At 73.5% G+C, this 22,556-nt stretch carries 16 protein-coding genes and 1 pseudogene; 7 read left to right on the top strand and 10 right to left on the bottom strand.

Annotation, left to right across the window (positions count from 1 at the left end):
• Positions 1-22: 22 nt before the first annotated feature.
• The gene (locus ACFYZZ_RS01855) at positions 23-886 is read right to left on the bottom strand and encodes a phosphotransferase enzyme family protein (RefSeq protein WP_389170189.1); all 864 of its coding nucleotides are present in this window, start codon (positions 884-886) and stop codon (positions 23-25) included.
• Positions 887-1,109: 223 nt separating this feature from the next.
• Here ACFYZZ_RS01855 and ACFYZZ_RS01860 point away from each other — a divergent pair, with 223 nt between their 5' ends.
• Positions 1,110-2,243: a CDP-alcohol phosphatidyltransferase family protein gene (locus ACFYZZ_RS01860; RefSeq protein ID WP_389170192.1), complete on the top strand. Its 1,134-nt coding sequence runs from the start codon at positions 1,110-1,112 to the stop codon at positions 2,241-2,243.
• Between the two features lie 66 nt (positions 2,244-2,309).
• Here ACFYZZ_RS01860 and ACFYZZ_RS01865 read toward each other — a convergent pair whose 3' ends face one another.
• Positions 2,310-4,562 carry an MMPL family transporter gene (locus tag ACFYZZ_RS01865; protein WP_389170194.1) on the bottom strand — a complete coding sequence of 751 codons (2,253 nt, stop codon included), beginning with the start codon at positions 4,560-4,562 and terminating at the stop codon, positions 2,310-2,312.
• Positions 4,563-4,950: 388 nt separating this feature from the next.
• Between ACFYZZ_RS01865 and ACFYZZ_RS01870 the strand changes: the two genes are divergently transcribed.
• The 6 genes and pseudogenes from ACFYZZ_RS01870 (at position 4,951) to ACFYZZ_RS01895 (ending at position 10,468) form a co-directional block, all read left to right on the top strand.
• Positions 4,951-5,502, top strand: coding sequence for a DUF1697 domain-containing protein (locus ACFYZZ_RS01870; protein ID WP_389170197.1), 552 nt, complete (start codon positions 4,951-4,953; stop codon positions 5,500-5,502).
• Between the two features lie 48 nt (positions 5,503-5,550).
• Complete coding sequence (locus ACFYZZ_RS01875; RefSeq protein WP_389170199.1) at positions 5,551-6,570, top strand: ketopantoate reductase family protein; 1,020 nt, start codon at positions 5,551-5,553, stop codon at positions 6,568-6,570.
• 155 nt (positions 6,571-6,725) lie between these two features.
• Positions 6,726-7,639, top strand: a pseudogene (locus ACFYZZ_RS01880) (sigma-70 family RNA polymerase sigma factor).
• Between the two features lie 55 nt (positions 7,640-7,694).
• Positions 7,695-8,336, top strand: a complete 642-nt coding sequence (locus ACFYZZ_RS01885) for a DsbA family protein (protein ID WP_389170202.1) — start codon at positions 7,695-7,697, stop codon at positions 8,334-8,336.
• 242 nt (positions 8,337-8,578) lie between these two features.
• Positions 8,579-10,099 carry a hypothetical protein gene (locus ACFYZZ_RS01890; protein WP_389170205.1) on the top strand — a complete coding sequence of 507 codons (1,521 nt, stop codon included), beginning with the start codon at positions 8,579-8,581 and terminating at the stop codon, positions 10,097-10,099.
• Positions 10,100-10,144: 45 nt separating this feature from the next.
• Positions 10,145-10,468, top strand: a complete 324-nt coding sequence (locus tag ACFYZZ_RS01895; protein WP_386575565.1) for a hypothetical protein — start codon at positions 10,145-10,147, stop codon at positions 10,466-10,468.
• Between the two features lie 42 nt (positions 10,469-10,510).
• Here ACFYZZ_RS01895 and ACFYZZ_RS01900 read toward each other — a convergent pair whose 3' ends face one another.
• The 8 genes from ACFYZZ_RS01900 to ACFYZZ_RS01935 all read right to left on the bottom strand — a co-directional run bounded on the left by ACFYZZ_RS01900 (position 10,511) and on the right by ACFYZZ_RS01935 (position 22,555).
• Positions 10,511-11,848 (bottom strand): protein kinase, encoded by a 1,338-nt coding sequence (locus ACFYZZ_RS01900; protein ID WP_389170207.1) that lies wholly within the window; start codon positions 11,846-11,848, stop codon positions 10,511-10,513.
• Positions 11,849-12,766 carry a PP2C family serine/threonine-protein phosphatase gene (locus ACFYZZ_RS01905; protein ID WP_389170210.1) on the bottom strand — a complete coding sequence of 306 codons (918 nt, stop codon included), beginning with the start codon at positions 12,764-12,766 and terminating at the stop codon, positions 11,849-11,851. It abuts the gene before it with no gap.
• Positions 12,760-13,434 carry a tellurium resistance protein gene (locus ACFYZZ_RS01910; RefSeq protein WP_389171959.1) on the bottom strand — a complete coding sequence of 225 codons (675 nt, stop codon included), beginning with the start codon at positions 13,432-13,434 and terminating at the stop codon, positions 12,760-12,762. Before ACFYZZ_RS01910 ends, ACFYZZ_RS01905 begins: the two co-directional genes overlap by 7 nt.
• A 178-nt stretch (positions 13,435-13,612) precedes the next feature.
• Complete coding sequence (locus ACFYZZ_RS01915; protein ID WP_389170213.1) at positions 13,613-15,280, bottom strand: hypothetical protein; 1,668 nt, start codon at positions 15,278-15,280, stop codon at positions 13,613-13,615.
• The gene (locus ACFYZZ_RS01920) at positions 15,277-17,964 is read right to left on the bottom strand and encodes a GTPase-associated protein 1-related protein (protein WP_389170216.1); all 2,688 of its coding nucleotides are present in this window, start codon (positions 17,962-17,964) and stop codon (positions 15,277-15,279) included. Before ACFYZZ_RS01920 ends, ACFYZZ_RS01915 begins: the two co-directional genes overlap by 4 nt.
• Positions 17,961-19,202, bottom strand: a complete 1,242-nt coding sequence (locus ACFYZZ_RS01925; protein ID WP_389170219.1) for a hypothetical protein — start codon at positions 19,200-19,202, stop codon at positions 17,961-17,963. Before ACFYZZ_RS01925 ends, ACFYZZ_RS01920 begins: the two co-directional genes overlap by 4 nt.
• A gap of 3 nt (positions 19,203-19,205) precedes the next feature.
• Entirely contained in the window at positions 19,206-21,671 is a 2,466-nt protein-coding gene (locus ACFYZZ_RS01930; RefSeq protein ID WP_389170221.1) for a hypothetical protein, read from the bottom strand.
• Between the two features lie 137 nt (positions 21,672-21,808).
• On the bottom strand, positions 21,809-22,555 hold the full coding sequence (locus tag ACFYZZ_RS01935) for a sirohydrochlorin chelatase (protein ID WP_389170224.1): 747 nt from the start codon (positions 22,553-22,555) through the stop codon (positions 21,809-21,811).
• Position 22,556 lies beyond the last annotated feature (1 nt).

Raw genomic sequence — 22,556 nt, forward strand, 5'->3', positions numbered from 1 at the left:
GGGCACGGGGTTCGACCGGCGCTCAGAACGGATACCACCGCACCGTTTCGTCCCCCTCCCGCAGGGACGCCACCCGGCGCTCGAACTCGGCCAGCGCCTTGGGGTTGCTCGGCGCGTGCTGGGCCACCCACGCACAACTGGCCGTCTCCCGAGCCCCGCGGAGCACCCCGCAGCCCTCCCACTCCCGTACGTCCCAGCCGTAGGCCTCGGTGAAGGAGCCGTACGCCTCGGCGGGCAGGCCGTAGCGGTCGCGGGAGAGAGCCATGACCACCAGGTCGTGCTCGCGCAGGTCGGCGGAGAAGGTCTCCAGGTCGACCAGGACCGGGCCGTCGGGGCCGACGTGCACGTTGCGGGGCAGCGCGTCGCCGTGGATCGGCCCCGGCGCCAGACGGGGCGTCAGCGCGGCCGCGGCCGCGGCGAAGCCGTCCCGGCGGGCCCGCAGGTAGGCCGCGTCCTCGGGGTCGATCGCGGTGCCCGCGAGCCGCAGCCAGCGCTCCACACCGCCCAGCAGATCGCGGGGCGGCAGCGCGAAGGGGGGCAGGGGGAGAGCGTGCACGGTCCGCAGCAACTGCGCGAGATCCCGGGGCTCGGCCGGTCGTACGGGGTCGGCCAGCCGGTGCCACACGGTCACCGGGTGCCCCTCGACCAGCAGCGGCTTCGGCTCGGCCGCCCGCACCGCGGGTACGTCCGCCTCGGCCAGCCAGCCGGCGATGTCCAGCTCGCGCCGGGCCCGCTCCAGCAGTTCGGCGTCACGACCCACCTTGACGACGAGGCCGCCCGCCGCGAACACCGCGTTCTCACCGAGGGCGAGGAGCCGCGCGTCCCGCACCGGGCCCGGCAGCACCTTCGCCGCGGCCAGTACGTCCCGCGCGAGTGCCTCGTCCATCGTCCGTCTCCGCATCCTCTCCGGTCCGTCACGCGTCGGCCAGTCTCGCATTCGCGGTGGCCGGAGCGGGCGCCCGGGGACGGTCGCCTGGCACTGCCGTAGACCCGACTCAGCTGTCGGACCGTTACCCCCCGCAGAAGGTTGTACGGACTGGATCTTGTTCCTTCGGTAAGAGCATTCCTAACGTCGGGTAAACACCGATTGAAAGTCAGGTAGTAGACCCATGCCATCGAAACACCGGGACGTTCCGGGCCTTGCCGAGGTGCGCCGCCTCACCCAGAAGAAGCGGGACGCGTGGTGGACCGTGCTCCTCGTCGACCCGGTCGCCACACCGCTGGTGCGCCAGGTCGCGAAGCGCACCCGGATCACGCCGAACCAGATCACCTGGGGCGCGCTGCTGCTCGGGCTCGTCGCGGCCGGCTGCTTCGCGCAGGGCGAGTGGCAGTGGCTGATCGCCGGCGCCGTCGTCTACCACCTGAGCTTCATCCTGGACTGCATGGACGGCAAGGTCGCCCGCCTCACCGGCCAGGGCTCGGTGTTCGGGGCCTGGCTGGACTACATCTTCGACCGGATCCGCGTCATGGCCTGCGCCGTCGCGCTGATGGGCGGTCAGTACCACCGCACCGGGAACACCCTCTACATATGGCTGGCCGCCGCGGTCGTCTTCCTCGACGGGCTGCGCTACCTCAACTCCCTGGAGATATTCAAGACCCGGCACACCATGCGCAAGCAGATCAAGGCCCGGCTGCGGGCGGCCCGGCGCGCGGAGAACGCCTCCCGCGTCGCCTTCATGGAGGACCTGCTGCGCGACAACCCCGAGGCGGACATCGAGCAGGACCTGCGCCGCGCCGCCGAGGAGGGCACGCGGCCCTTCGCCGCCGAGGACGCCGGGCTGCCGGCCGAGGCGGAGGGCGCCGCGCTCCTGGCCGAGGTCGAGGGCGTCGAGCCGCCGGCGGCCGCCGGAATCACCGGCGCGCTCGCCGGCGCCGCTGCCACGGCGCCGGCCACCGGCACGGTCACCACCGACGCGCCGGCCCCGGCCGCGACCGCGCCGACGAGCGCCCGGGTCATCGACCTGCACCAGGAGTTCCGCCACCGCTTCCCCGCCTACCTGCGGATGCGCTCCTTCCTGCTGCGCCACCGCATCCGCACCCACCTGGTGAGCGGCATCGAGTTCCAGATGGGCGTCTTCATCGTCGGCCCGCTGCTGGACGCGATCATCCCCACCACCGTCGTCGCCGGCTCCCTGCTCCTGGTGTTCGAACTCGCCATCGTCTACAAGCTGCTGCTGTCGACCCGCGACTTCGCCCGCACCATCGACTCCTTCGACCGTGACGCGGTGACGCGCGCCGCCTGAGCCGTACGGCGTCACGGAGCGAGGGCCGGGGGACATCCCCCGGCCCTCGCCCGTTCCCACCCGGCCTCAGATCCGTACGGTCTCCCCCTCGACCGCCGGTGGCCGGACCGGCGCCACCGGCTCCGGCGACTCGTCGTGGGTGAGGTCGGGCAGCCGGTGCAGCCACTTCGGCAGGTACCAGTTGCGCTCGCCGAGCAGCGCCATCACGGCCGGCAGCAGCACACCGCGGATGATCGTCGCGTCGATGAGGACGGCGGCGGCCAGGCCCACGCCCATCTGCTTCATGGACTGCATGGACAGCGTGCCGAAGATCGCGAACACGGCGACCATGATGACCGCGGCGCTGGTGACGACACCGGCCGTGGTGACCACCCCGTGCTGGATGGCCTCCTTCGTCGTACGTCCGCGCATCCGCGCCTCGCGGATCCGGGAGACCACGAACACGTGGTAGTCCATGGACAGGCCGAACAGGATCACGAAGAGGAACAGCGGCAGCCAGGTGACGACCGCACCCACGCCCTCCGCGCCCACCAGCGAGGCGCCCCAGCCGTGCTGGAAGACGGCGACGAGGATGCCGTAGGCGGCGCCCACCGACAGCAGGTTGAGCAGGATCGACGTGATCGCGACGGTCAGCGACCGGAACGACAGCAGCATCAGCAGGAAGGCGAAGACGACCACGAAGGCGAAGACCGGGACGACCGAGCCGAGCAGCTGGTCGTTGAAGTCCTTGTTGCCCGCGACCTGACCGGTGACCGGCGCCTCGAGGCCCTCGACCTTGCCGAGCGTGGCGGGCCGGACCTCGTCACGCAGCTTGTCGAGGCTCTTGACCGCCTGGTCCATGTCGGAGCCGCCGACCAGCGGCACGGAGACCAGGGCGACGTTCTGCGCCTCGTGCACCTTGATGTCGACCGGGCCGCGCGAGGCGCCCGAGGAGATCGCCTGCTGCTTGAAGTCGGCCAACGCCCGCTGCACCTCGGGTGCGTTGATGTCCTTGGCCTTGACGATCACCTGGGCGGGCTCGGAACCGCCCGGGAACGCGTCGTTGATGCGGTTGTAGGTCTGCACGATCGGCAGCGTGTCGCCGAACTCCTGGTCCAGCGTGAGCTGCTGGGTCTTCATGCCCAGCGCGGGCGCGGCCACCGCGAGCAGCGCGCCGGCCGCGACGACGACGGAGATCACGGGCCTCGCGAGCACGCCCCGCAGGACGGCCGTCCAGAACCGGCTCTCCGCGGGCGCGCCCTGCCGGCGCCGACGCCGGCCCAGGAACGGGATCCGGCCCTTCTCGACCCGCTCGCCCAGCAGCGACAGCAGCGCGGGCAGCACCGTCACCGAGCCGACCATGGCCACGGCCACCACCATCAGGGAGGCCAGGCCCATCGCCTCGAACGTGGCGAGACCCGTGAACAGCATGCCCGCCATGGCCACGCACACCGTGACACCGGAGACGATGACCGCGCGGCCGCTGGTGGCGGCGGCGATCCGGAGCGCGGTGCCCGGGTCCCGCCCGGCGTCCCGTTCCTCGCGCTCGCGGCGCAGGTAGAACAGGCAGTAGTCGACGCCGACGGCCATACCGACCAGCAGCATCACGGAGTTGGCGGTGTCGCTCATCGGCTGCACATGGCTGACCAGGCCCATCAGACCCATCGTCGCCATGATCGCGGTGACCGCCAGACCTACCGGCAGCAGCGCGGCCACCAGCGCGCCGAAGGCGATCAGCAGGATGCCGAGGGCCACCGGCACCGCCGAGTACTCGGCCTGCTGGAAGTCGTTCCCGAAGGCGTCGTCGTACTGCTTCTTCATGCTGGCGCCGCCGATCTCCTCGATCCGCAGCGAGCCGTGGTCCTTCTGGACCCCGGCCACGGCCTTCAGCACCGGTTCGACCCGGTCGGCGGCGGTGTCCGCCTCGCCCCGCATGTCGAACTGCACCAGCGCGCTTCGGCCGTCCCGGGAGATGGTGCGGGTGTCGTACGGCGACGTCACGTTGACGACCTTGCCGGTGGCGCCGACGGCCTTGACGACGTCGGTGACGGCGGCCCGGAACTCGCCGCTCGTGGCCTTCGCGCCGTCCTTGGACTGGATCAGCACGGTCTCCCCGGCCGGCTGATCGATGCCCGCGTCCTCGATGATGCGTGCGGCGGTGTGCGTCTCGCCCTTGAGCTGGTCGCTCTCGTCCACGTCGACCCGGCCGGCCGCCGAGCCGAGTCCCATGGCCAGGACGACGAACAACACCCATATGCCGACGGCGGCCCAGCGGTGCCGGGCGCTCCAGCCGCCGGCGCGGGCGGCCAGGCCCCGCACGCGCACGTCCGTGTTCCCCATGACGGGATGTCCCCCTCGTGTGCGGTGACGGACCCCTGCCGCCACGTCTTCGCTTGCTTCACTTCGACGGTATGGGCCGGACAAGGACGTCTCGTCGTGCTGCCCGGTGAAGTGTCGAGTGCCCGGGTCACCGCTGGGGAGGACCACGGCCCCTTACATCTATCGGGGTTGTCGCGGCCGGTTCTCGGGGACGGGACTCAGGGATGTCCGATCCGCCGACAGAGATCCACTTTGTGATTACGAAAGGTTGTTGAACAAGTCACAGCTGCGTTCAGGTGTTGATCCGCACCCTCCGGATCGGACAGAGTTTCGCGCAGCCCGGCGTACGCACGGGTACGGCCGCCGTGCCCACCCCCACGGGGCACGGCGGCCGCTCTAGGCTGGTCGGATGACGACCTATGCGGCGCTGCTGCGCGGAATCAACGTCGGCGGCAGCAAGAAGCTCCCGATGGCCGATCTGCGCACGCTCATGACCGGCCTCCGCCTCGACGGCGTACGGACCCATCTGCAGAGCGGGCAGGCCGTCTTCACCACCGAGCGGGGCGACGAGGAGTCCCTGGCGGCCGAGTTGGCCCGGGCGATCGAGGAGCGGTTCGGCTTCCCCGTCGACGTGATCGTGCGCGCCCACACCTATCTGCGGGCGGTGGCCGAGGCCTGCCCGTTCCCGGCCGCCGAACTGGAGGCCAGGCAGCTGCACGTCACCTACTTCTCCGCACCGGTCACCGCGGAGCGCTTCGCCGAGATCGACCCCGCCGCCCATCTCCCCGAGGAGTTCCGCCTCGGCGACCGCTGTCTGTACCTGTACGCCCCGGACGGCCTCGGCCGCTCCAAGCTCGCCGAGGCCCTGTCCCGGCCGCGGATCACCAAGGGCGTGATCGCCACCAGCCGGAACTGGAACACCGTGCTCAAACTGGTCGAGTTGACCGCTGCGGAAGGGTGACGGGAGCCCCGGGCCGAGGGCGACGGCCGGTGTGCGAGGCTCTGTTTCATGCGCTACGTCATCATCGGGGCAGGGGCGGTCGGCGGCACCGTCGGCGGGCGGCTGGCCCAGGCCGGGCGTGAGGTCGTGCTCGTCGCCCGCGGCCGGCACCTGGCGGCACTCGCCGAGCGGGGGCTGAGGCTGCGGGTACCGGAGGGCGAGTCGACGTACCGGCTGCCCGCCGTCGACGGACCGGACCCGCTCGGCGAACTGCGCGCCGACGACGTCCTCGTCCTGACCGTGAAGACGCAGGACACCGTGGCCGCCCTGGAGACCTGGGGCGAGGCCCCGGTCGCGGGCGGCGGGACGGCGGCGGAGCGGCTACCACTTGTGTGCCTGCAGAACGGCGTGGAGAGCCCGCGCCTGGCACTGCGCCGCTTCCGGCACGTGTACGGCGTCTGCGTCTGGCTGCCCTCGACCTTCGTGGAACCCGGAGTCGTCTCCGCCGCCGGCACCCCGCTCACCGGCATCCTGCACCTGGGCCGGTATCCGCACGGCACCGACGACACCGCCCGGCGCATCGCCGCCGACCTGGCGGCCGCCCGCTTCGAGGCGCCGGTCGTGCCGGACGTGGCCCGCTGGCAGTACGCCAAGCTGCTCGGCAACCTCGGCAACGCCCTGGAGGCCGTCAGCGGACCTGTCGACAACGAGCAGGCCATGGCCCTGTACGCGAGCGTGCGGGCCGAGGGGGAGGCCGTGCTCGACGCCGCCGGGATCGCGTACGCGAGCGCCGAGGAGCAGAAGGAGGCACGCGGGGACAAGGTCACCCTGGTCCCGCTCGACGGGGCCCCGCGCGGCGGCGGCTCCTCCTGGCAGTCCCTCGTCCGCGGCACCGGCACCATCGAAGCCGACCACCTCAACGGCGAGATCGTCCTTCTCGGCCGTCTGCACGGCGTACCGACCCCGCTGAACGAACTGCTGCAGCGCCTGGCCAACCGGTTCGCCCGGGAACACCGGCCGGCGGGCTCCCTGCCGGTGGCGGAGCTGGTACGACTGGCCGACGAGGCGGAGCGGGCGGTCGACCGGTGAGCGGTCGGCCCGTGAGCAGCCGACCGGTGTGCGGCTGACCGGTGTGCGGCGACTGGTGTGCGGCTGACCGCAAAGGCGGTTGATCTTCCGGCCGGGTTGGCGTTACGTGTCCCGCGCTCGCGACGCGCGGGCGTGCAGGAAGGGGCGGGGGCACGGTGGACGACGGCGTCACAGAGGACGGCGCACGGCTTGCGGCACGGTTCGAGGCGGACCGGCCGCATTCGCGGCCGTGGCGTACCGGCTGCTCGGCCCGGCGGCCGAGGCGGACGACGCCTTGCAGGACGCCTGGCTGCGTGTCCAGCAGGCCGACCTCGGCGAGGTCGAGAACCTCACCGGCTGGCTGACCACGGTGGTGACCCGGGTGTGCCTGAACCAGCTGCGCCCGCGCCGCAACCGCCGGGAGGACCCCCTCGACCACCGGGACCCGGACGCGGCCCTCGGCGGCGCGCCGGGCGACCCGGCCCGTGAGGCGCTGCTGGCCGACGAGGTCGGCGTCGCCCTGCTTGTCGTCCTGGACACCCTGGCCCCCGCCGAGCGGGTCGCCTTCGTCCTGCACAACCTGTTCGCCGTGCCCTTCGACGACATCGCCCCGCTGCTGGAGAAGACCCCGGCCGCCACCCGGCAGTTGGCCAGCCGGGCCCGCCGCCGGGTCCGGGGCCGGACCCCCGCGCCCACCGCGGACGCGGGCCGCGGCCGGGAGGCCGTCGAGGCCTTCCTGGCCGCGACCCGGTGCGGCGACTTCGCGGCACTGGTCGCCCTGCTCGCCCCGGACGTGGTGCTGCACGCCGACGCCCGGGTCGTCCCCACCCCCGAACCGATCACGGTCCACGGCGCCGAGCCCGTCGCCCGGGGCGCCATGGCCGCCCTGGCCCGCGCCCAGTTCACCGGCCTCGCCCTGCTGGACGGCCGGTTCGGCCTGGTCATGGCGTCGTACGGCCGGCCGCGGGTGGTCCTGGCCTTCACCTTCGACGACGACGGCCGGATCACCCGGATCGAGGTCGTCGCCGAGCCGGACCGCCTGCGGGAGATCGAGATCACCGCCCCGGGAGAGCCGGAGGTGGACCACTGAAGGAGCATCGGATTGGGTCGGGATTCTGCACCATTGGCGGACTAGCGTCGGTGCCATGACGCGCAGCGAGAACAGCCGTACGACGAGCCCCGACCCGACCCGTGTCGACTTCTACTTCGACCCCGCCTGCCCCTTCGCCTGGATCACCTCCCGCTGGCTGCTGGAGGTCGAGCGCACCCGGCCGCTCGACCTCCGCTTCCACGCCATGAGCCTGTACCTGCACAACATCGGCAACGAACTCCCGGACTGGTACCGGGACTTGGTCGACCGCTCGATCGGCCCGGTCCGGGTCGCCGTGGCCACCGCCGAGCGGCACGGCGAGAAGGTGCTTTGCGACCTGTACACCGCGTTCGGCACCCGGATCCATGAGCGGGGGATCAAGGACTTCGACACCGTGATCGCCGAGTCCCTGGCCGAACTCGGGCTCACCGCAGACCTGTTGGCCGCCGCGCACGACCCGTCGTACGACGACGCGGTGCGCCGTAGCCACGAGGCGGGCGCCGAACCGGACTCGGGCGCCTACGTGGGCACGCCCACGATCCATGTCGACGGCACGGTGTGGTTCGGCCCCGTCCTGCGCGCGATTCCGCGGGGTGCCGAGGCGGCCGAACTCTTCGACAGCTTCCGGGTGTTGGCCCGCCACCCCGACTTCTTCGAACTCAAGCGCACCCGCGCGGGCGCCCTCCGCTTCGACTGATCGGACCTGTACGGCAATTGACCGGTGATGAAGAAGAGTTGGCTGATAAACACCCCCTTCGGTGTGGCGAAGTCCCTTTGCCAGTGACACATCCGGCCGAGATGACGCAGAACCAAGAGCCGACCGCGGTCCGACGTCACAGGGGAGCGCCGGACCGCGGCGGCCCGGCTCTCCGGAACCCCGCGACAAACCCCATGGGTTGTCCCTAGGGTGAGGCGCGCGGAACGGTCGAGGGGGAGCGGATGAGTGTGCCGGGCAGACCATTACCCACGCTGCCGCAGTACCGGAAGGACTCGGTGACCCGGCGCCTGTGCGCCTCGGTACACCTCGACGACGACTTCGCCCTGTACGTGGACCGGGCGCTCACCGGGGACCGGCTGGACGCCCTGGGGCTGAGCCTCGGCATCAACTTCGTCGCCCTCGCCCGGCACGCGCGCGTGGCCGCCCGCCGCCGAGCCGCCCTCGACCGCCGGCTGGCGTGCCTCTCGGTGGTCGTGCCGGTCGCCGTCCTGGCGGGAGGGTGGGCTCTGGTCAACGGGCACGGATCACTCGGATGGGTGGCGATTTTCGGCCCTCTCGGCGCGTACGTGATCGCCTGGACCCTGGTCCACCACAAGGAGTCCGTGGGACGTGACACGGCACGCGAGGTGTTCGACTCCGCGGAGAAACCCGAGCTGACGGCGCCGCCCGTGGAGGCCGAGGCGGAGGACTGGCTGAACGAGCTGAAACGCGCCAACGTCCTGCCGTACGCGGACGCGTCCGCCCAGACCAAGCCGTTCGTCGGCAGCGGCGAGAAGATCAAGGAGCTGGTCTGGCAGCCCATCGACGTCAGCAGACCCGCCGACGACCCCGCCGGCGGCAAGCTCCCGCTGCTGCCCTTCGACGCCGTCGACCTGCACACCTACGTGGCCCGCCACCTGGAGACCATCTCCGGACTGCCGAACCTGCGGGCGCAGAACCGGCTCTACGTCATCGGGAGCAACGCCTGCTACCTGCCCGAACTGGTCCCCGACAGCACCCGCAGACCCCGCGCCCGGATACCCAGGCAGCTGGTGCAGGCGGGGCTGCAGAGCCCCGGCGCGGGCATGCGCACCCACCTGTGCCTGGAACGTATCGGCGAGGGCGGCCGGATGATCGTCTCCATGTACCTGCGGGCGAACCTGCAGCCACCCAGCCTGACCTGGGAGGTCGCCGCCTACGCGATACCCCCGCTGGACGGCCGCTTCCACCGCGTGGACCGCCTTCCGGTGGCCCCCCGCGAACGCTGGTGGGACCTCGTCAAGTACGCCACCTCCCACACCGGCCCCCAACTGCGCGGCGCCCTCAGCCGGTTGACCGCGCGCAGCCGCTGGCGACGCGACCACGACCGGTGGCTGGCCAGGCAGCGCAAGGCGATCACCAAGCAGCACGTCCGGTACGACTACGGCGCCAAGGGCAGCCTGCGCGAGGATCTCGGCGCCTGGGACGAGGCGGGCTACACCGAGCGGATGGACGCACAGGACTTCCTGTTCCGCCTCCAGCAGGGCGTGCTCGTCGCCACGGAGCGGTTCCTCCAGGACCACCATGTCGACACCAGTTCGTACGACAAGGCTTTACAGGTCATCAGCACACAGACCTACAACATCGGTAACGTCAGCGGTCCCAGCATCTTCGGCAACAACGGCACGATCGCCATGGGCGGTCAGCAGGGTCCCGGGCCGCACGGCGGACCGGGACCCCAGGGCGGACCGGGACCCGCCGGCTCCGGCCCGCCCACGTCATAACCCCAGCCCCGCCGGCCCTCACGAAGCAGGAGTCAGGACAGGACGATGAGCACCTACAACTTCGGGAACATCAACGGCCCCGCCAACATCGGCGATCACGGCCGTATCGAGATCAACCCCTACGACCCGGCCTCGGAGGCCCTTGTCCGGCTCGCGGACGGGCTGCTGGAGGCACTGCACGCCGAGTACCCGGGCCTCGTGCGGCACGGAGAGACCATCCGCGGCGCGATGATGGAGTCCGTCGGGGACGGCGGTCCGCCGAACCGCGGCCGCATCCGCTCCGCCCTGGAGGCCATCAGCATCGGCGCCGCCGCCGGCACCGGCAGCCTCACGTTCACCCAGCAGCTCATGCATGTCATGGGCCTGTGAGCGGACGGGACCCCGACGCCGTCACGGGGCCCCGTCCACACCTCACTTGGCCCGCACCACCGCCCGTACCCCGTCACCGAGGTCGAGTTCCAGGCCCGCCCTGAGCGGCACGGTCTGACCGGGATCGATCTTCTGCGCGGTGCCGTCGGAGCGGGTGCCCGTCCAGGTCTGCCGCGACCGGTTCGCGATGCCGAACCGGCCCGGCTTCTTGGGGTGTTCGACCAGCTCCGCGACGAGCGCGGCATCCGAGCAGTCGTGCCGCGCCGGCTCCGGCAGCAGATGATGGGCCTGCACCCGGGCACCCCGGCGCAGCCGGATGTGGTGCTCGGTGCGTGGTGGGGGAGTGGTCACCGTCAGCCGCGGCGGGAGCACCAGCAGCGCCCCACAGCCCCAACAGGGCCGGGGCGGCGGGTTCTCGCCCGGCTCGGTCATGTTCTGCCGCCCGCAGGAGGCGCACTCGACCACCGAGTCCAGCACCGCCCGCAGTGCGTTGCGCCACTCGGACTCCCGCACCCGGGCCGCCGGATCGCGCAGCCCGACCGTGAAGGACCGCCGGAACAGCTCCTGCAGCGTCCCCGCCGCCGCGTCCCAGGTGGCCAGCACGGTCGCGTGCTCCATCGGGTCCGGCGCGTTGGAGTTGTCCGCCGGGTCGAACACGAACAGCGGACTTCTGCCGTACAGCTTGCGCTCGGCCGCCTCGTCCAGACAGTGGATGCCCAACTCCCGCCTGCCCTTGAGTGGGTGATGGTTCATCAGGAACATGAACAGCAGCACGGCGAGCGAGTGCAGGTCGGACTGGGTGCCGGGGCGCGCCCCCGGGTCGCCGCGCACCAGCTCCGGCGCCATGAACTCCATGGTCCCCGAGATGCCGCTGGCGTCCCCCTCCACCACCGCGTTGTCGTTGTCGCAGACCAGCACGTCACCGGTGGCCGGGTCGAAGAAGATGTTGCCCCAGGAGATGTCCCGGTAGGCGATGCCCCGCGAGTGCAGCGCCTGGTAGGCCTCCACCGTGTACAGGCAGGCCGTCAGCAGCGCGCGCGGGCTGGTGCGCAACTGCCGCCGGAACAGCGCCGGAAGACCCTTGTAGCGGTCCGGGCGCAGCCCCATCAGATAGCCGAACGAGCCGCGGTGCGCGGGCACGTACGCCTCCGGCCACAGGAACCGGTCGTCGGCGAAGTCCCGGGCGACCAACTCCCGTACGATCGCCTGCTGTTCGTCGGTCGCGCAGGTCGGGTAGTACCACTTCAGCGCCCGCTCCCCGTCCGGTGTGCGGACCCGGTACACCTCGCCCTGGCCGCCCGCGCCGAGGAAGTCGACGATCTCGACCTCGTCACCGGTCTGAGCCGTGAGGCGCGTCCCGCCATCGAGCATGCCGCTCATCTACGTCTCCGTCTTCCGTTCTTCCGTGTCCACCGGACCACCCGTGTCCGCAGCCTGCTCCACGTCGTCCACGACGGCGTCCTGTGCCGAGCGCAGCGCCGCCGCAAGCGTCGTGTCGTCCCCCGAGTAGCGCGCGGCCTGCGCCAGCCACTCGGGCAGCACCTTGCGCACCCCCGTACCGCCCTCCTCGGCCAGCCGGCCGGCCAGGCCCGCGACGAACTCGCGGTACCCGTCGGCCGACGCGAAGCTCTTCGACAGCCCGTCCGTGGAGAGCACCACCAGCCGTGGGGCGCGCGCCTCCTCGAACACCGGCGCCCAGTGCATCCGCATGGACCGCCAGGCCTCGCGCCCGCACAGCGACTCCGTCTCGTCGCCCAGGTCCTCCTCGGCGGGCGCGAGCGGCCGGCTCAGCGTGCCGTCGTGCTCCACCACCGCGAGGTCCCCGTCGCCGAGCTGCCAGGCCACGAACAGCCACGGCGTGAGCACGGCACCGATCAGCGTCGTGCCGTACAGCACCAGCTTCTCCTCGGGGCCCGGCTCCCGGGACGCCTCCTCGACGACCGGACGGTTGCGGTCCCAGTGCCCGAGGGCCGCCTGCCGCCACTCGTGCACCAGCGCGCGCGGGAAGTCGTCCCGGGCGTACGTCATCAGCCGGGCCAGCCGCCCCGGCTCGTGACAGTCGTGCGCCGCCCGGCCGAAGTGGGCGGCGAGACCCACGAACCGGTCCACGGCGAACCGCGCGCCCAGCTCGCTGCGCGCGTGCACCGCCGAGCCGTGCCCGTCCGCCACGGCGAGAACCAGCGGATCCTCATCGGATCCGGTACCCCGGCACTCGTACCAGTCCTGGTTGCGCCGCTTGTTGACCCCCTGGACGCTGTCCGCGAGCGTCTCCCACCGTCGCACCCCGAGCGTCACCACACGTCGTCGTCATCGTCGTCGTCCAGCACCGGCGGTGCGTACGGCTGTTTGGCCATGGTCAGGGTCTTGCCCGAGCTGTCGCCCAGGACCGGCTGGGAGGCCGCCTTCACGGCCGCCGTGGACGCCCACCGGATCGCGGCGGCCAGCTGCTTGGGGCTGTTGGCGTCCAGCGGCTGCAGTTCGGGATTGCCGAGGAACTCCTGGAGCACCCCGCGGTCCGCGTCCGCGCCGATCGCGATGGCGACCCGCACCGCCTTGCGGCCCCAGGGACTCGCGTCGACGGCCTTCAGACCCGCCCGCCAGTCGTCGGTGGGCACCCCGTCCGAGACCAGCGCCAGCACCGGCTTCAGCGCCCGCTGCGGCATCGGCGGGGTCTGCAGCTCCCGCGCCACCAGGTGCAGCGCCTCACCGAGGTTGGTCATGCCGTCGACCTGCACGTCCTGCCAGGTGAAGTCGTCGACCGGGACCGGGGTCTGGTGGTGCCACTGGGCCATGGTGGAGAAGGTGACGGTCCGCAGCAGCAGTTGGGCCGCCGGGTTGTCGTGGGCCACCGACCGCATCTCCGGGATGGCCTCTCTGATCGCGTAGTTGAGCTTCGCGATCTTCTCGCCCTGCATCGAGTACGAGCAGTCGAGCAGCCAGATGAAGTGGACCGGCCGGTTGGCCATGGCCCCGCCGGGAATGTCGCTCACGCCGTGATTCCTCTCAGGTGATGGGGAGTTCGGGTCGGTCAGGGCAGCAGCAGCCGTACGCCGTAGGCGAGCGCGGCCACCGCCAGGACCAGGGCGGTGACGAAGAGGCCCGCCAGCGCCCGCCGGGCCCGCGAGACGGAGGGGGTGACCTGGTTCATGCCGGGCTGTACCTCCCCTTCTCGGCGTCGTCCGGCCGCCGCCGCTGCCTGGGCGGCCGGCCGCCGCCGGCGCCGGATCCGGTGAGCGGGCCGGTGCGCAGCCCCGAGGCCGCGAGCAGCCACAGCACCGGCTCGGCGGCCCGGCGCTGCTCGCTCTCCAGCGGCCCGGTGCCGGTGGCCGCGTGGGCGCTGACCGCCCAGTAGCGGGCCGCCCCGAAGTCATGGCCGAGGGCGCGGACCAGCGCGCCCAGACCGACGTCGGCGAGCCAGTCGTCGATGCGTGGACCGGGCACCGGCAGCGAGGTCAGCCGGTCCAGCACGTCCCGCTTGGTGACCACGGTGGCCACGGACATCCGGGACCGCCGGCCGGTGAGCGCCGCCAGCTCCCCGGTGAGCCGCTGGTACGTCTCCCAGGGACCCTGCGCCGAGGGCCGCGCCCGGTCCGTCCGCTCGGTCTCCGCGGGGTCCAGCCGGCCGCGTACCTTGGGATCGGCCAGCACGTCGGCGACCAGGACAACCCCGTCCGCGTGCGCCAGGTACCGCTGGGCGCGCACCCGTTCGGCGTCGCTCACCTGCTCGCCCATCGGGTCGTACAGGTACAGCAGGCGCCGCCTGCGGCCCCGGGCAACCGTCAGCATCATGGCGCGCGGCTGGCCGCCGGTGGTGGCGTGGGCCCAACCGGTGCTGTTCAGCTCCTGGTTGAGGCCGGTCTGGGTGCGCTGGTCGTCGACGGTGGCGTACTCGACGCGCAGTTCGCCCTGCCGGGACCAGGAGTGCAGCCCCTCGACCATGGCCGCCATCAGCATCGTCTTGCCCGACGAGGTACCGCCGACCAGCGGGGTGTGCACCACACGCATGGTGCCCGCGGCCCGGGGCAGGAACTGCTCGCAGCGCGGACACAGTGCCGTGAGCCTCCCGCGCCCCAGCAGCCGCGAGGCCGGCATCCGGTGCCCGCACCGGCACACGTGCCACAGCACCCCGTACCGCCCGGGCCGCAACTCGGCATGCATCGCCTGACAGCTGGGGCAGCGGTGCAGCGCCAGCGGGACCGGTGCGTAGCAGCCGGGGTGCGGGCACTTGACGCGGATGCCGCGCAGCAGCAGCCAACTGCGCTCCACCCCGCGCAGCACGGGCACACCGGCGGCCCAGCCCAGCCACACCACGGCCAGCAGCAGCGCGAACAGCACCAGCACCGCGCCGAGCAGCAGGGTGGCCAGCGCGGCGCCGACCAGCGCGCCCGCGGCCGTACCGGGCGCGATCAGCACGGCCAGCAGGAGCCGGTACAGCGGCGCCGTGACGCGCACACCCGAGGCGCGGCGCCCCTGGAACAGGTTGCGCAGGGTCCGGCTCAGCCACGGATCGGCGAGGCCGGACCAGACGGCCCGCATCCCGGCGAGCCCCGCGGACACCGCGTCCGCCCACGACTGCCGCCACCAGTAGGCGAGATGCGCGGGCTCACTGTTCCCGACCGCCGCGAGCCGCGGGTCGGTGCGGCCCGCCTGCCAGGGCCCGAGCCCGTGCCACACGGCTTGCACCCCGCGCCCGAGGAACTCCCACAGCGTGCGGGACACGCACACCGCGACGGCCACGACCCCGGCCCAGCCGAACAGGGCCAGGAGCACCAGGACCAGCACACCTGCGTTGTCGTCCCCGCCCACGTTCATCGGCGGCCTCCCCCGTCCGGCGGTTCCACATCGCCGTACCAGGTCGTCTGCCGCTCCTCGCGCCGCCCCCGCCCGGTCAGCCGGCCCGCGAGCCGGCCCAGCGCACCGGGGCGGTTCCAGGCGCGGTAGGCGTCCAGCCGGCCCCGGCCGGTGCGGCGCAGCGCCTCCTCGACCGCGTTCCGGTCCTCGTCGGGCAGCACCCGCACGACCGGCCGCAGCACCTTGGCCAGCAGGGTCGTGCGCGTCGCCTCCCAGGCCGGGTGCGTCTGCGGGTACGCGCTCCAGTCGCCGAAACAGGCGGCCACGTACGACGGCACGGTCCGCAGCCGCTCGCCCACCCGGTCCCCGCGCGCCACCCGCTCGTACGCGGCCAGCAGCCCCGGATCGCCCGAGCGGGCCAGCGCGTACAGCTCGCTCTCGGACACCGCCGGGCACGGCGCGGCGTCGGCCTCGCTCCCCGGCGCCGGGACGGCCAGCAGCCGGCGGGCGACGGCGTCGTACACCCGCTGCGTCACCGGCTCGGGTGCGGGCTCTGCCGCACCGTCCCGCAGCCGCCGCACGTGCTCCACCCAGCCCTCGACGTCCTGGCCGGCGTCGAGCAGCCCTGCGTACTCCAGCAGCAGCAGCGGCGCCCGGTGCGCGGGCCCCAGCTCCGTGGTGAAGCAGCGCAGCAGGTCGGCGGCGAGGACCGGTACGGCGGGGTCGTCGGCCGGGGCGGCGAGGGCGGCCTCGACCAGCAGGTCCCAGGTGCCGGCCAGCCGGTGCGCGTCCGAGCCCAGCTCGCTCAGCAGCAGGCTCGCCTCCTCCCCGGTGGGCAGGCCGTCCGGCCACACCAGGAGGAACGCGGTGCGCAGGACTGCCGGTTCGGCGTGTGGCGAGACCCCGGCGGTGCGCAGCACGTCGTGGAACCGGCGCCGTCGGTCGCCGCCGGACCGACGCGCCCCGTCGGCCTGGACGCACATCCGCAGGTGCGGGAAACCGGAGTCGAGCGAGACCGGCAGCCCGGACCCCGCCAACCGGTCTGCGGCGCCCGGGGGATTGGCGGCGGCGAGCGCGTCCAGAGCGCCGAACAGGGCGGTGCGCAGCGCGGGGTGACCGTGCACGGCGTCGAGGAGGGCGGCGGGAACGTTCGGGCCGTCGGGGGACGACTCCTCGGCCGCCGGTTTCTCGACCGCCGGTTCCTCGGTCTCCGGTTCCGCAGCCGTCGGCTCCCCGGTCCGCTCGCTCACCAGGTCCCGGGCGATGCGCCCCGCGAACTCCGGTAGCGCCTCTGTGCAGTCCACGTCGAGCAGGTCGGCGACGCGCAGCAGGGCGAGGGGCCGGCCGGCGGCCGGTTCGGTCGCATCGGCGATGCCCTGCCGCAGGGCCGGAGCCAGGTCCCGGGCCAGCTCGGCGCGGAGCGCGGGGGTCAGCGAGCCCGCGACCAGCGGGGGCACCGGGCCCCGGCCGAGCACGGCCGTGGCCAGCACACGGGCGGCGAGCGGCGCCGACACGGTGGTGGGCACCTGGCCGTCCAGCCGGGCCGACAGGGCCGCCAGCGCGGCCGGTTCGTCGTCCAGGGGCGTACCGGTGGGGCTGTACCGCGTGTCCTGGCCGCCCCGGTCCTGTCCGGTGGAGCTGTACCGCGTGTCCTGTCCGCTCCGGTCCTGGCCCGTGAAGCTGTGACGCGTGTCGTGTCCGCCGGGTCCCTTGCCGCTCCTGCCGGCCAGGGCCGCGATCAACACGGGGAGCGTCTCCGGGAGCAGGGTGAACGCGTGGTCCGCCGCCCAACGGGCCGCCGCCGCACGCCCGTCGGCGCGCAGCCCGATGCCCTGGACGAGCGCGGCCACCGCTAGCGGGCCCAGCTCGCCGGAGCTGTCGCGGAACAACTCGGGCCGGCCGGCCACCCAGACCCGCGCGCACACGTCGGCCCAGGCGTCCTGGACGGGCTCCTCGTCGGTCCGGGCGGTGCAGTCGTGCACCCGGAACCGGTGGTCGTGGCCGACCGGCTCCGAGGACGGCAGCGCCCCGACGATCTGCTGACGGGCCTGCTGCGGACGCCGCGTGTACGTGGTGAAGGTCAGCCGGTGCGCCCGCTCGCGCGGCAGGACGGTGCAGGCCAGAGCGATCCACTGGGCCACGTCGGCGCTGTCGTGCTCCACGAGGACGATCTGCCGGGTGTCCGTCTCCTCGGTCAGGGCGCGCAGGTCCGCGAAGAACGCGGCGAGCCGGTCCGCGCGGGACCGGGCGAAGGCCACCAGCCCGTCCCGGCGCAGCAGACCCGACGGCTCGAACCGGTCCACCGGCTGGGGCTGCCCGTCCGGGGGAGTGGCGTCGGCCCAACGCGGCGACTCCCAGGCCGTGATGGGCAGCGCCCCGTCCGGCAGTCGTACCCCGGGCGGCAGATGCAGGGCGTGGGCGTGGAAGTTGCCCCACCGCCCGCTGTAGTCCGCTCCGGTGTACACCGACCGGCTCAACAGCCTTCCGCCGTCGGACAGTTCACTGCAGCTGAAGGCCTTCGGGAAGCCCTTCAGCTGCTCGGCGTCCGGGCGGGCGGGCAGGTCGCGCGGCGGCTCGTACCCGATGAGCTGCTCCGCCTCCCGCAGCAGCGTCTGCGGTACGCCGGGGCTGACCGCGGTGAACCGGAAGCCCGACCCGTCCGGACCGGGCGGCGCCGAGGTGTAGTGAAGCTGGGCGAGGCTCACTTGGCACGCCCCTTCCCCGCCGCGCGCACGGGCAGCAGTCCGCGCCGGGACAGCAGCCACAGCAGCGGATCCTCCACCCGCACCGGCTGCGGACCCGACTTCGGTACGTCCGCCGGGGCGTCCGCGGGCGGCGGCGCCCCCAGTGCGGACAGCCCGAACAGGGACAACTCGGCGAAGTCCAGTTCCAGTTGGCGCAGCAGCGCGCCGGAGTCCCAGTCGGTCAGCAGGGAGCGGAGTTCCTCGTGCACGGCCAGCCGGTCCTCGCCGTCGTAGGTGCCGGCGCTGTGCGGGGCGTTGTGCAGCAGCGGGGAGTGGGGGTCCAGCAGGGGTCTGAGCATGTCTGTCTTGGTGACCGCCACCGCGATCGGCGTGGACACCCGCCCCCGTGTCCTCCCCCTGCCGTGGGCCCGCAGCTGGGCGGCCAGGTCGGCGGCGATCTGCTGCGGCGAGGTCTCCACCACCGGCAGCGGCGGCCCCTCGTGCACCGCCAACCGGTCGCGCACCGAGCCGAGTTGGAGCGGGTCGACGAGCAGGATGATCCCGTCGGCGGCGCCGAGGTAACGGGTGTAGCGGTCCATCGCCTCGGCGCCCGCGAGGTCTTCACCAGCCGCGTCGAAGAAGACCAGCGTGGTGTGCCGGGTCCCGGCGCCGCCCAGCAGGCCCTTGCGGGGCAGGCTCAGCCGGTACAGCAGCGGGTCGTTGAAGCCGAGCGCGGCCGGCCGGGTGGCGTCCGGCAGCCGCAGCCGCTCGTACAGGTCCTCGGCCATCTCCTTGTCCCGCGTCTGCGTGCTCTGCCCCATCGCCGCGAGCGAGGCGTGATAGGCCTGCCCCACCCGCTGGTTCAACTCGTTGACCAGCACGGACACATAGGTGCTCTTGCCGGACGCCTTCGCGCCGACCAGCGCGATGATCCGGCTGTCCTGGTCGCAGTAGTCGCTCGGCAGATCGCTGTGGCAGGACCCGCACACCCGCACCGGCGTGGGCACCCCGCACTGCGGGCAGGGCACACTGCTGCCCCCGCCGCCGAGCCCCGCGACCTTGCGCGCGGGGGTGAACACGGGCCCGCGCATCCGGGCTGCCGGAGGCACGCCGGGACCCATGAACCCGGCCCAGGCGTCGTCACGTTCGGGCCCGCAGGGCGCGCCGCCGCGCACCCCGCTCGGGGTCATCAGGCAGCGGTACGGCAGCTTGGCCGCCGACGCGCGGGCGAAGCAGTAGGGGCAGATCACGGTCGTCATGGCTCAGCGCACCACCAGGCTGGCGAGAGGGGGTTCTTCGAGTCGCACCGAGGTCGCATGCTCCCCGAGCAGGAAGCCGCGCAGGGTGTAGGGGGCCGGGCAGGGGGAGGTCGGCAGCTCCTGTTCGACGGTCCCGTGCCGCGCCAGGTCGGGCCCGGGTATCCGCAGAACGGTCGTGCCGTCGGCGGGGCTGCGCGGGCGCAGGGTACCGCTGCGCGCGACGCACACGAACTCCGGTACGTCTCCGGGCGCGCCGGGCGAGGCCATGGTGACCCGGAGCAGGGTGCGGCCGCCGCCTCGGCCGAGGAACCGCCGTTTCGTACGCACCAGTTGGTACCGGATCGCGGCGTCGGACGGCAGCAGCGCCTCGGCCGCGTCCGGCACCACCACGACGGCGCCCGGCACCCGGGGCACGGTCGCCGCCCGGATCCGCACGGCCCCCGGGCCGACGGGCAGCCGCAGCCCGCCGCGCCGGTAGGCGTGCGCGGTCAGGATCCGCTCCCCGCCGCCCTCCGCGCCGTCCAGGCCCGCCCAGCCGACCACGACGTGCCCGACGCCCTCGGGCCAGTCCAGCATGATCCGCGCCTGCCCGTCCGGCAGCCGCTCGACCGTGAGCCCGGGCGCGGCGTGTACGGCCTCCACGCCGACGGCCGGCCCGGCCAGCGCCCGCGCACCGAGTACGGCGACGGCGGCGACCTCGGTGTACGTGCCCGGCGGAGGGCACAGGGCGCCGGCCTTCTCGGGCCAGTCCAGCGCGGCCGGCAGCTCCCGCGCACGCAACTCCGTGCCCGGCGCCGGCGCCTGCCCGGGCCACACCACCAGCCTCACCTCGGCACCCTGCCCACCGCTCCACTCGAACCGCACGGCTCCGCCGTCGGCCCGCGCGTCGAGACTGCGCACAGGCTCCGGCCAGGCGTGGACGGTACCGGTCACTCGCAGGCCCGGGGAGGCGACCCGGCTGCCGTCCAGCGCCCGGTAGTGACAGACGATCCGGAACGAGTGCGGGCCCGCCGGCAGCCCGGTGACCGTGAACCCGTCGGGCCGCCGAACGAGCCGGATGGTGGCTTCGTCCGGGTCTTTGGGTGCGTCGGCTGATTGCTGGGCTGGGCGGTGGGGTGCCTTGTCTGGGCCCGTGCGCTCGGCGGTGTTGCCGGTGGCGTCCGCTGGCCTCCGCGCGTGGCGGATGGTGGCTTCGTCCGGGCTCTTGGGTGCGTCCGCTGGTCGCTGGGCGGGGCGGAGCGGGGGCTTGGCCGGGACCGCGGGCGCGGCGGTGTTGCCGGTGGCGCCCGTCAGCCTCCCGGCGTGGCGGATGGGGGCTCTGTCCGGGCCCATGTGCTCGACCGTGACGTCGATCGCGCCCGTCGGTCGCTGCCAGGAGCAGTGGATGCGGGCCGGGCCGTCCGTCAGTACCGGGCGTCCCACCTCCGGAGTGACCAGCAGCCGGCGCGACACCAGTGGCGGGCCCGCCACCCGGCCGTCCCGCAGCGGTAGGGCCGCGTACCGCACCCCGGAGCCCAGCGGGGCGTCCTTGTCCCGTACGGTCCCGGCCGCAGTCGGGTCCGCGCCGGGCACACTCCGTACGGCGGGTCTGCCCCGCTCCGTGCGGTACAGCCGCAGCAGCCGCCACTCGCCGGGGACGTCGTGCCGGTCCTGCCAGCTCACCTCCACGTGATCCGGGCGCAGTTCGGCGCGCAGCAGGGGGTGGTGGCCGGACTCGGGCCGGTGCAGGCGGACCAGGCCGCGCAGGGCGCGCCGGTCGTCGGCCGCCCCGCACAGTGCTTGCAGGTACGCGCCGCTCGCGCCGTCCTGGTCGCCCTGCTCCTCGGCCCGCCGGGCGGACCGTAACAGGTCTTCGACCAGGCCCATCTGCTCGGCCACGTCCGATCGCAGCGCGGCCAGCGCGGGGTCGCCGCCGCCCGTGGGCAGCCGGTCGAGCAGGCTCCGCAGCCGGTGCAGCTTCCGCCGCTCCAGGGCGTCGCCGAGCGATTCGGCGGCATCGCGCCGGCGCCGGTCGAGGGCGGGGCGCAGCCGGGCGGCCGCCACCAGCCCGTCGATCTCGTCGGCGTGCACCCCCGACTCGGCCGCGATGCGGGGGCGTTGGGACGGCGGGTGGTCCTGGAGCAGACCTATCAGCTGGTAGAGGACGACCCGGCGCAGGGCCTGCGGATCGCGCCGGTGCAGTTCGGCCAGCCGACGGGCGAGCGGGGCGCCCGGTCCCGGCCCGTGCGCGAGACCGTCCAGGTACAGCCCGTCCACCCGGCGCCGACCCCGCGGCCCCGACGGCACGAACAGCCCGTCCAGGACCCGTAACCCCGCGGGGGAGGCGCCCAGGACCTCGCCGAGATGACGTAACCCCGCCGCGTGCTGGGCGGCGGCCAGGCTGCCGTAACCGGGTACGAGGGGGCTCAGCGGCAGACCCGACAGGGCCCTGGGCAGCCCCAGGTGATGCCCGAACTCCTGACCGGCCACGCGAACCGTTCTCCCCCGAGATAGTGCCTCGAGGGACCATCCCAGCAGATCCGGACGTGACCAGGAAGGGGATTCGGGGAAACCGGGCAGGCCGGGACGGGAACAACCGGATGAGCGGTCGTCAGGCCGCCGGGCCGTCAGGCGCCGAGCACCGCCGGCAGCGGCAGCCGTGCCTCGTCGTACCGCTCCAGCAGCACCCGTGCCACCTCGGGCGCCGGGCCCAGTACGTCCGCCAGGACGTCCGCCCCGGCCGCGCCGCGTGCGATGCGGTCGGGCAGGAAACCGGGGGCCAGCACGTACGGCGCCACGGCCACCCGCTTGCAGCCGAGGGCACGCAGCTGCCGTACGGCGTCCTCGGTGCGGGGAAGGGATGCGGAGGCGAACGCAGGTCGCACGGCGCACCAACCGGTGTGCCACCACTCCCGCGCGATGTCGGCGATCACTGCGATCGCCTCCGGGTCGGAGGACCCCGCCGAGGCCAGTACGACCCCGGTCGAGGACTTGTCGGCGGGCGTCAGTCCCGCCTCGTGGAGGCGTCGTTCCAGCGCCGACAGCAGCAGCGGGGACGGGCCCAGCACCTCCGCCTGGCGGATGCACAGCTGCGGCGGCGCGTCCCGCAGGACGGCGGGGATGTCGGCCTTCGCGTGGAAGGCGCGGGTCAGCAGCAGCGGCAGCGCCACGACGTCCCGCACTCCCTCCGCCGCGAGCGACTCCAGCACCCCCTGCACGGAAGGGATGTTGAAGTCCAGGAACCCGGTCTCCACGCGCAGGCCCGGCCGCAGCGACCGTACGCGCTGCACGAGCGCGTGCACGGTCGCTGCGTGCCGCGGATCGCGGCTGCCGTGGGCGATCACCACGAGCACGGGGCGGACCGGGTTGCGCATG

Origin of the sequence: Streptomyces sp. NPDC001816, assembly GCF_042892235.1 — a bacterium.
Taxonomy (GTDB): Bacteria; Actinomycetota; Actinomycetes; order Streptomycetales; family Streptomycetaceae; genus Streptomyces.

Excerpts from the sequence above, each read along its gene's own strand:
- ACFYZZ_RS01855 (WP_389170189.1), bottom strand. The coding sequence starts at position 886 with ATGGACGAGGCACTCGCGCGGGACGTACTGGCCGCGGCGAAGGTGCTG.
- ACFYZZ_RS01860 (WP_389170192.1), top strand. The coding sequence starts at position 1,110 with ATGCCATCGAAACACCGGGACGTTCCGGGCCTTGCCGAGGTGCGCCGC.
- ACFYZZ_RS01865 (WP_389170194.1), bottom strand. The coding sequence starts at position 4,562 with ATGGGGAACACGGACGTGCGCGTGCGGGGCCTGGCCGCCCGCGCCGGC.
- ACFYZZ_RS01870 (WP_389170197.1), top strand. The coding sequence starts at position 4,951 with ATGACGACCTATGCGGCGCTGCTGCGCGGAATCAACGTCGGCGGCAGC.
- ACFYZZ_RS01875 (WP_389170199.1), top strand. The coding sequence starts at position 5,551 with ATGCGCTACGTCATCATCGGGGCAGGGGCGGTCGGCGGCACCGTCGGC.
- ACFYZZ_RS01885 (WP_389170202.1), top strand. The coding sequence starts at position 7,695 with ATGACGCGCAGCGAGAACAGCCGTACGACGAGCCCCGACCCGACCCGT.
- ACFYZZ_RS01890 (WP_389170205.1), top strand. The coding sequence starts at position 8,579 with ATGAGTGTGCCGGGCAGACCATTACCCACGCTGCCGCAGTACCGGAAG.
- ACFYZZ_RS01895 (WP_386575565.1), top strand. The coding sequence starts at position 10,145 with ATGAGCACCTACAACTTCGGGAACATCAACGGCCCCGCCAACATCGGC.
- ACFYZZ_RS01900 (WP_389170207.1), bottom strand. The coding sequence starts at position 11,848 with ATGAGCGGCATGCTCGATGGCGGGACGCGCCTCACGGCTCAGACCGGT.
- ACFYZZ_RS01910 (WP_389171959.1), bottom strand. The coding sequence starts at position 13,434 with ATGGCCAACCGGCCGGTCCACTTCATCTGGCTGCTCGACTGCTCGTAC.
- ACFYZZ_RS01915 (WP_389170213.1), bottom strand. The coding sequence starts at position 15,280 with ATGAACGTGGGCGGGGACGACAACGCAGGTGTGCTGGTCCTGGTGCTC.
- ACFYZZ_RS01925 (WP_389170219.1), bottom strand. The coding sequence starts at position 19,202 with ATGACGACCGTGATCTGCCCCTACTGCTTCGCCCGCGCGTCGGCGGCC.
- ACFYZZ_RS01935 (WP_389170224.1), bottom strand. The coding sequence starts at position 22,555 with ATGCGCAACCCGGTCCGCCCCGTGCTCGTGGTGATCGCCCACGGCAGC.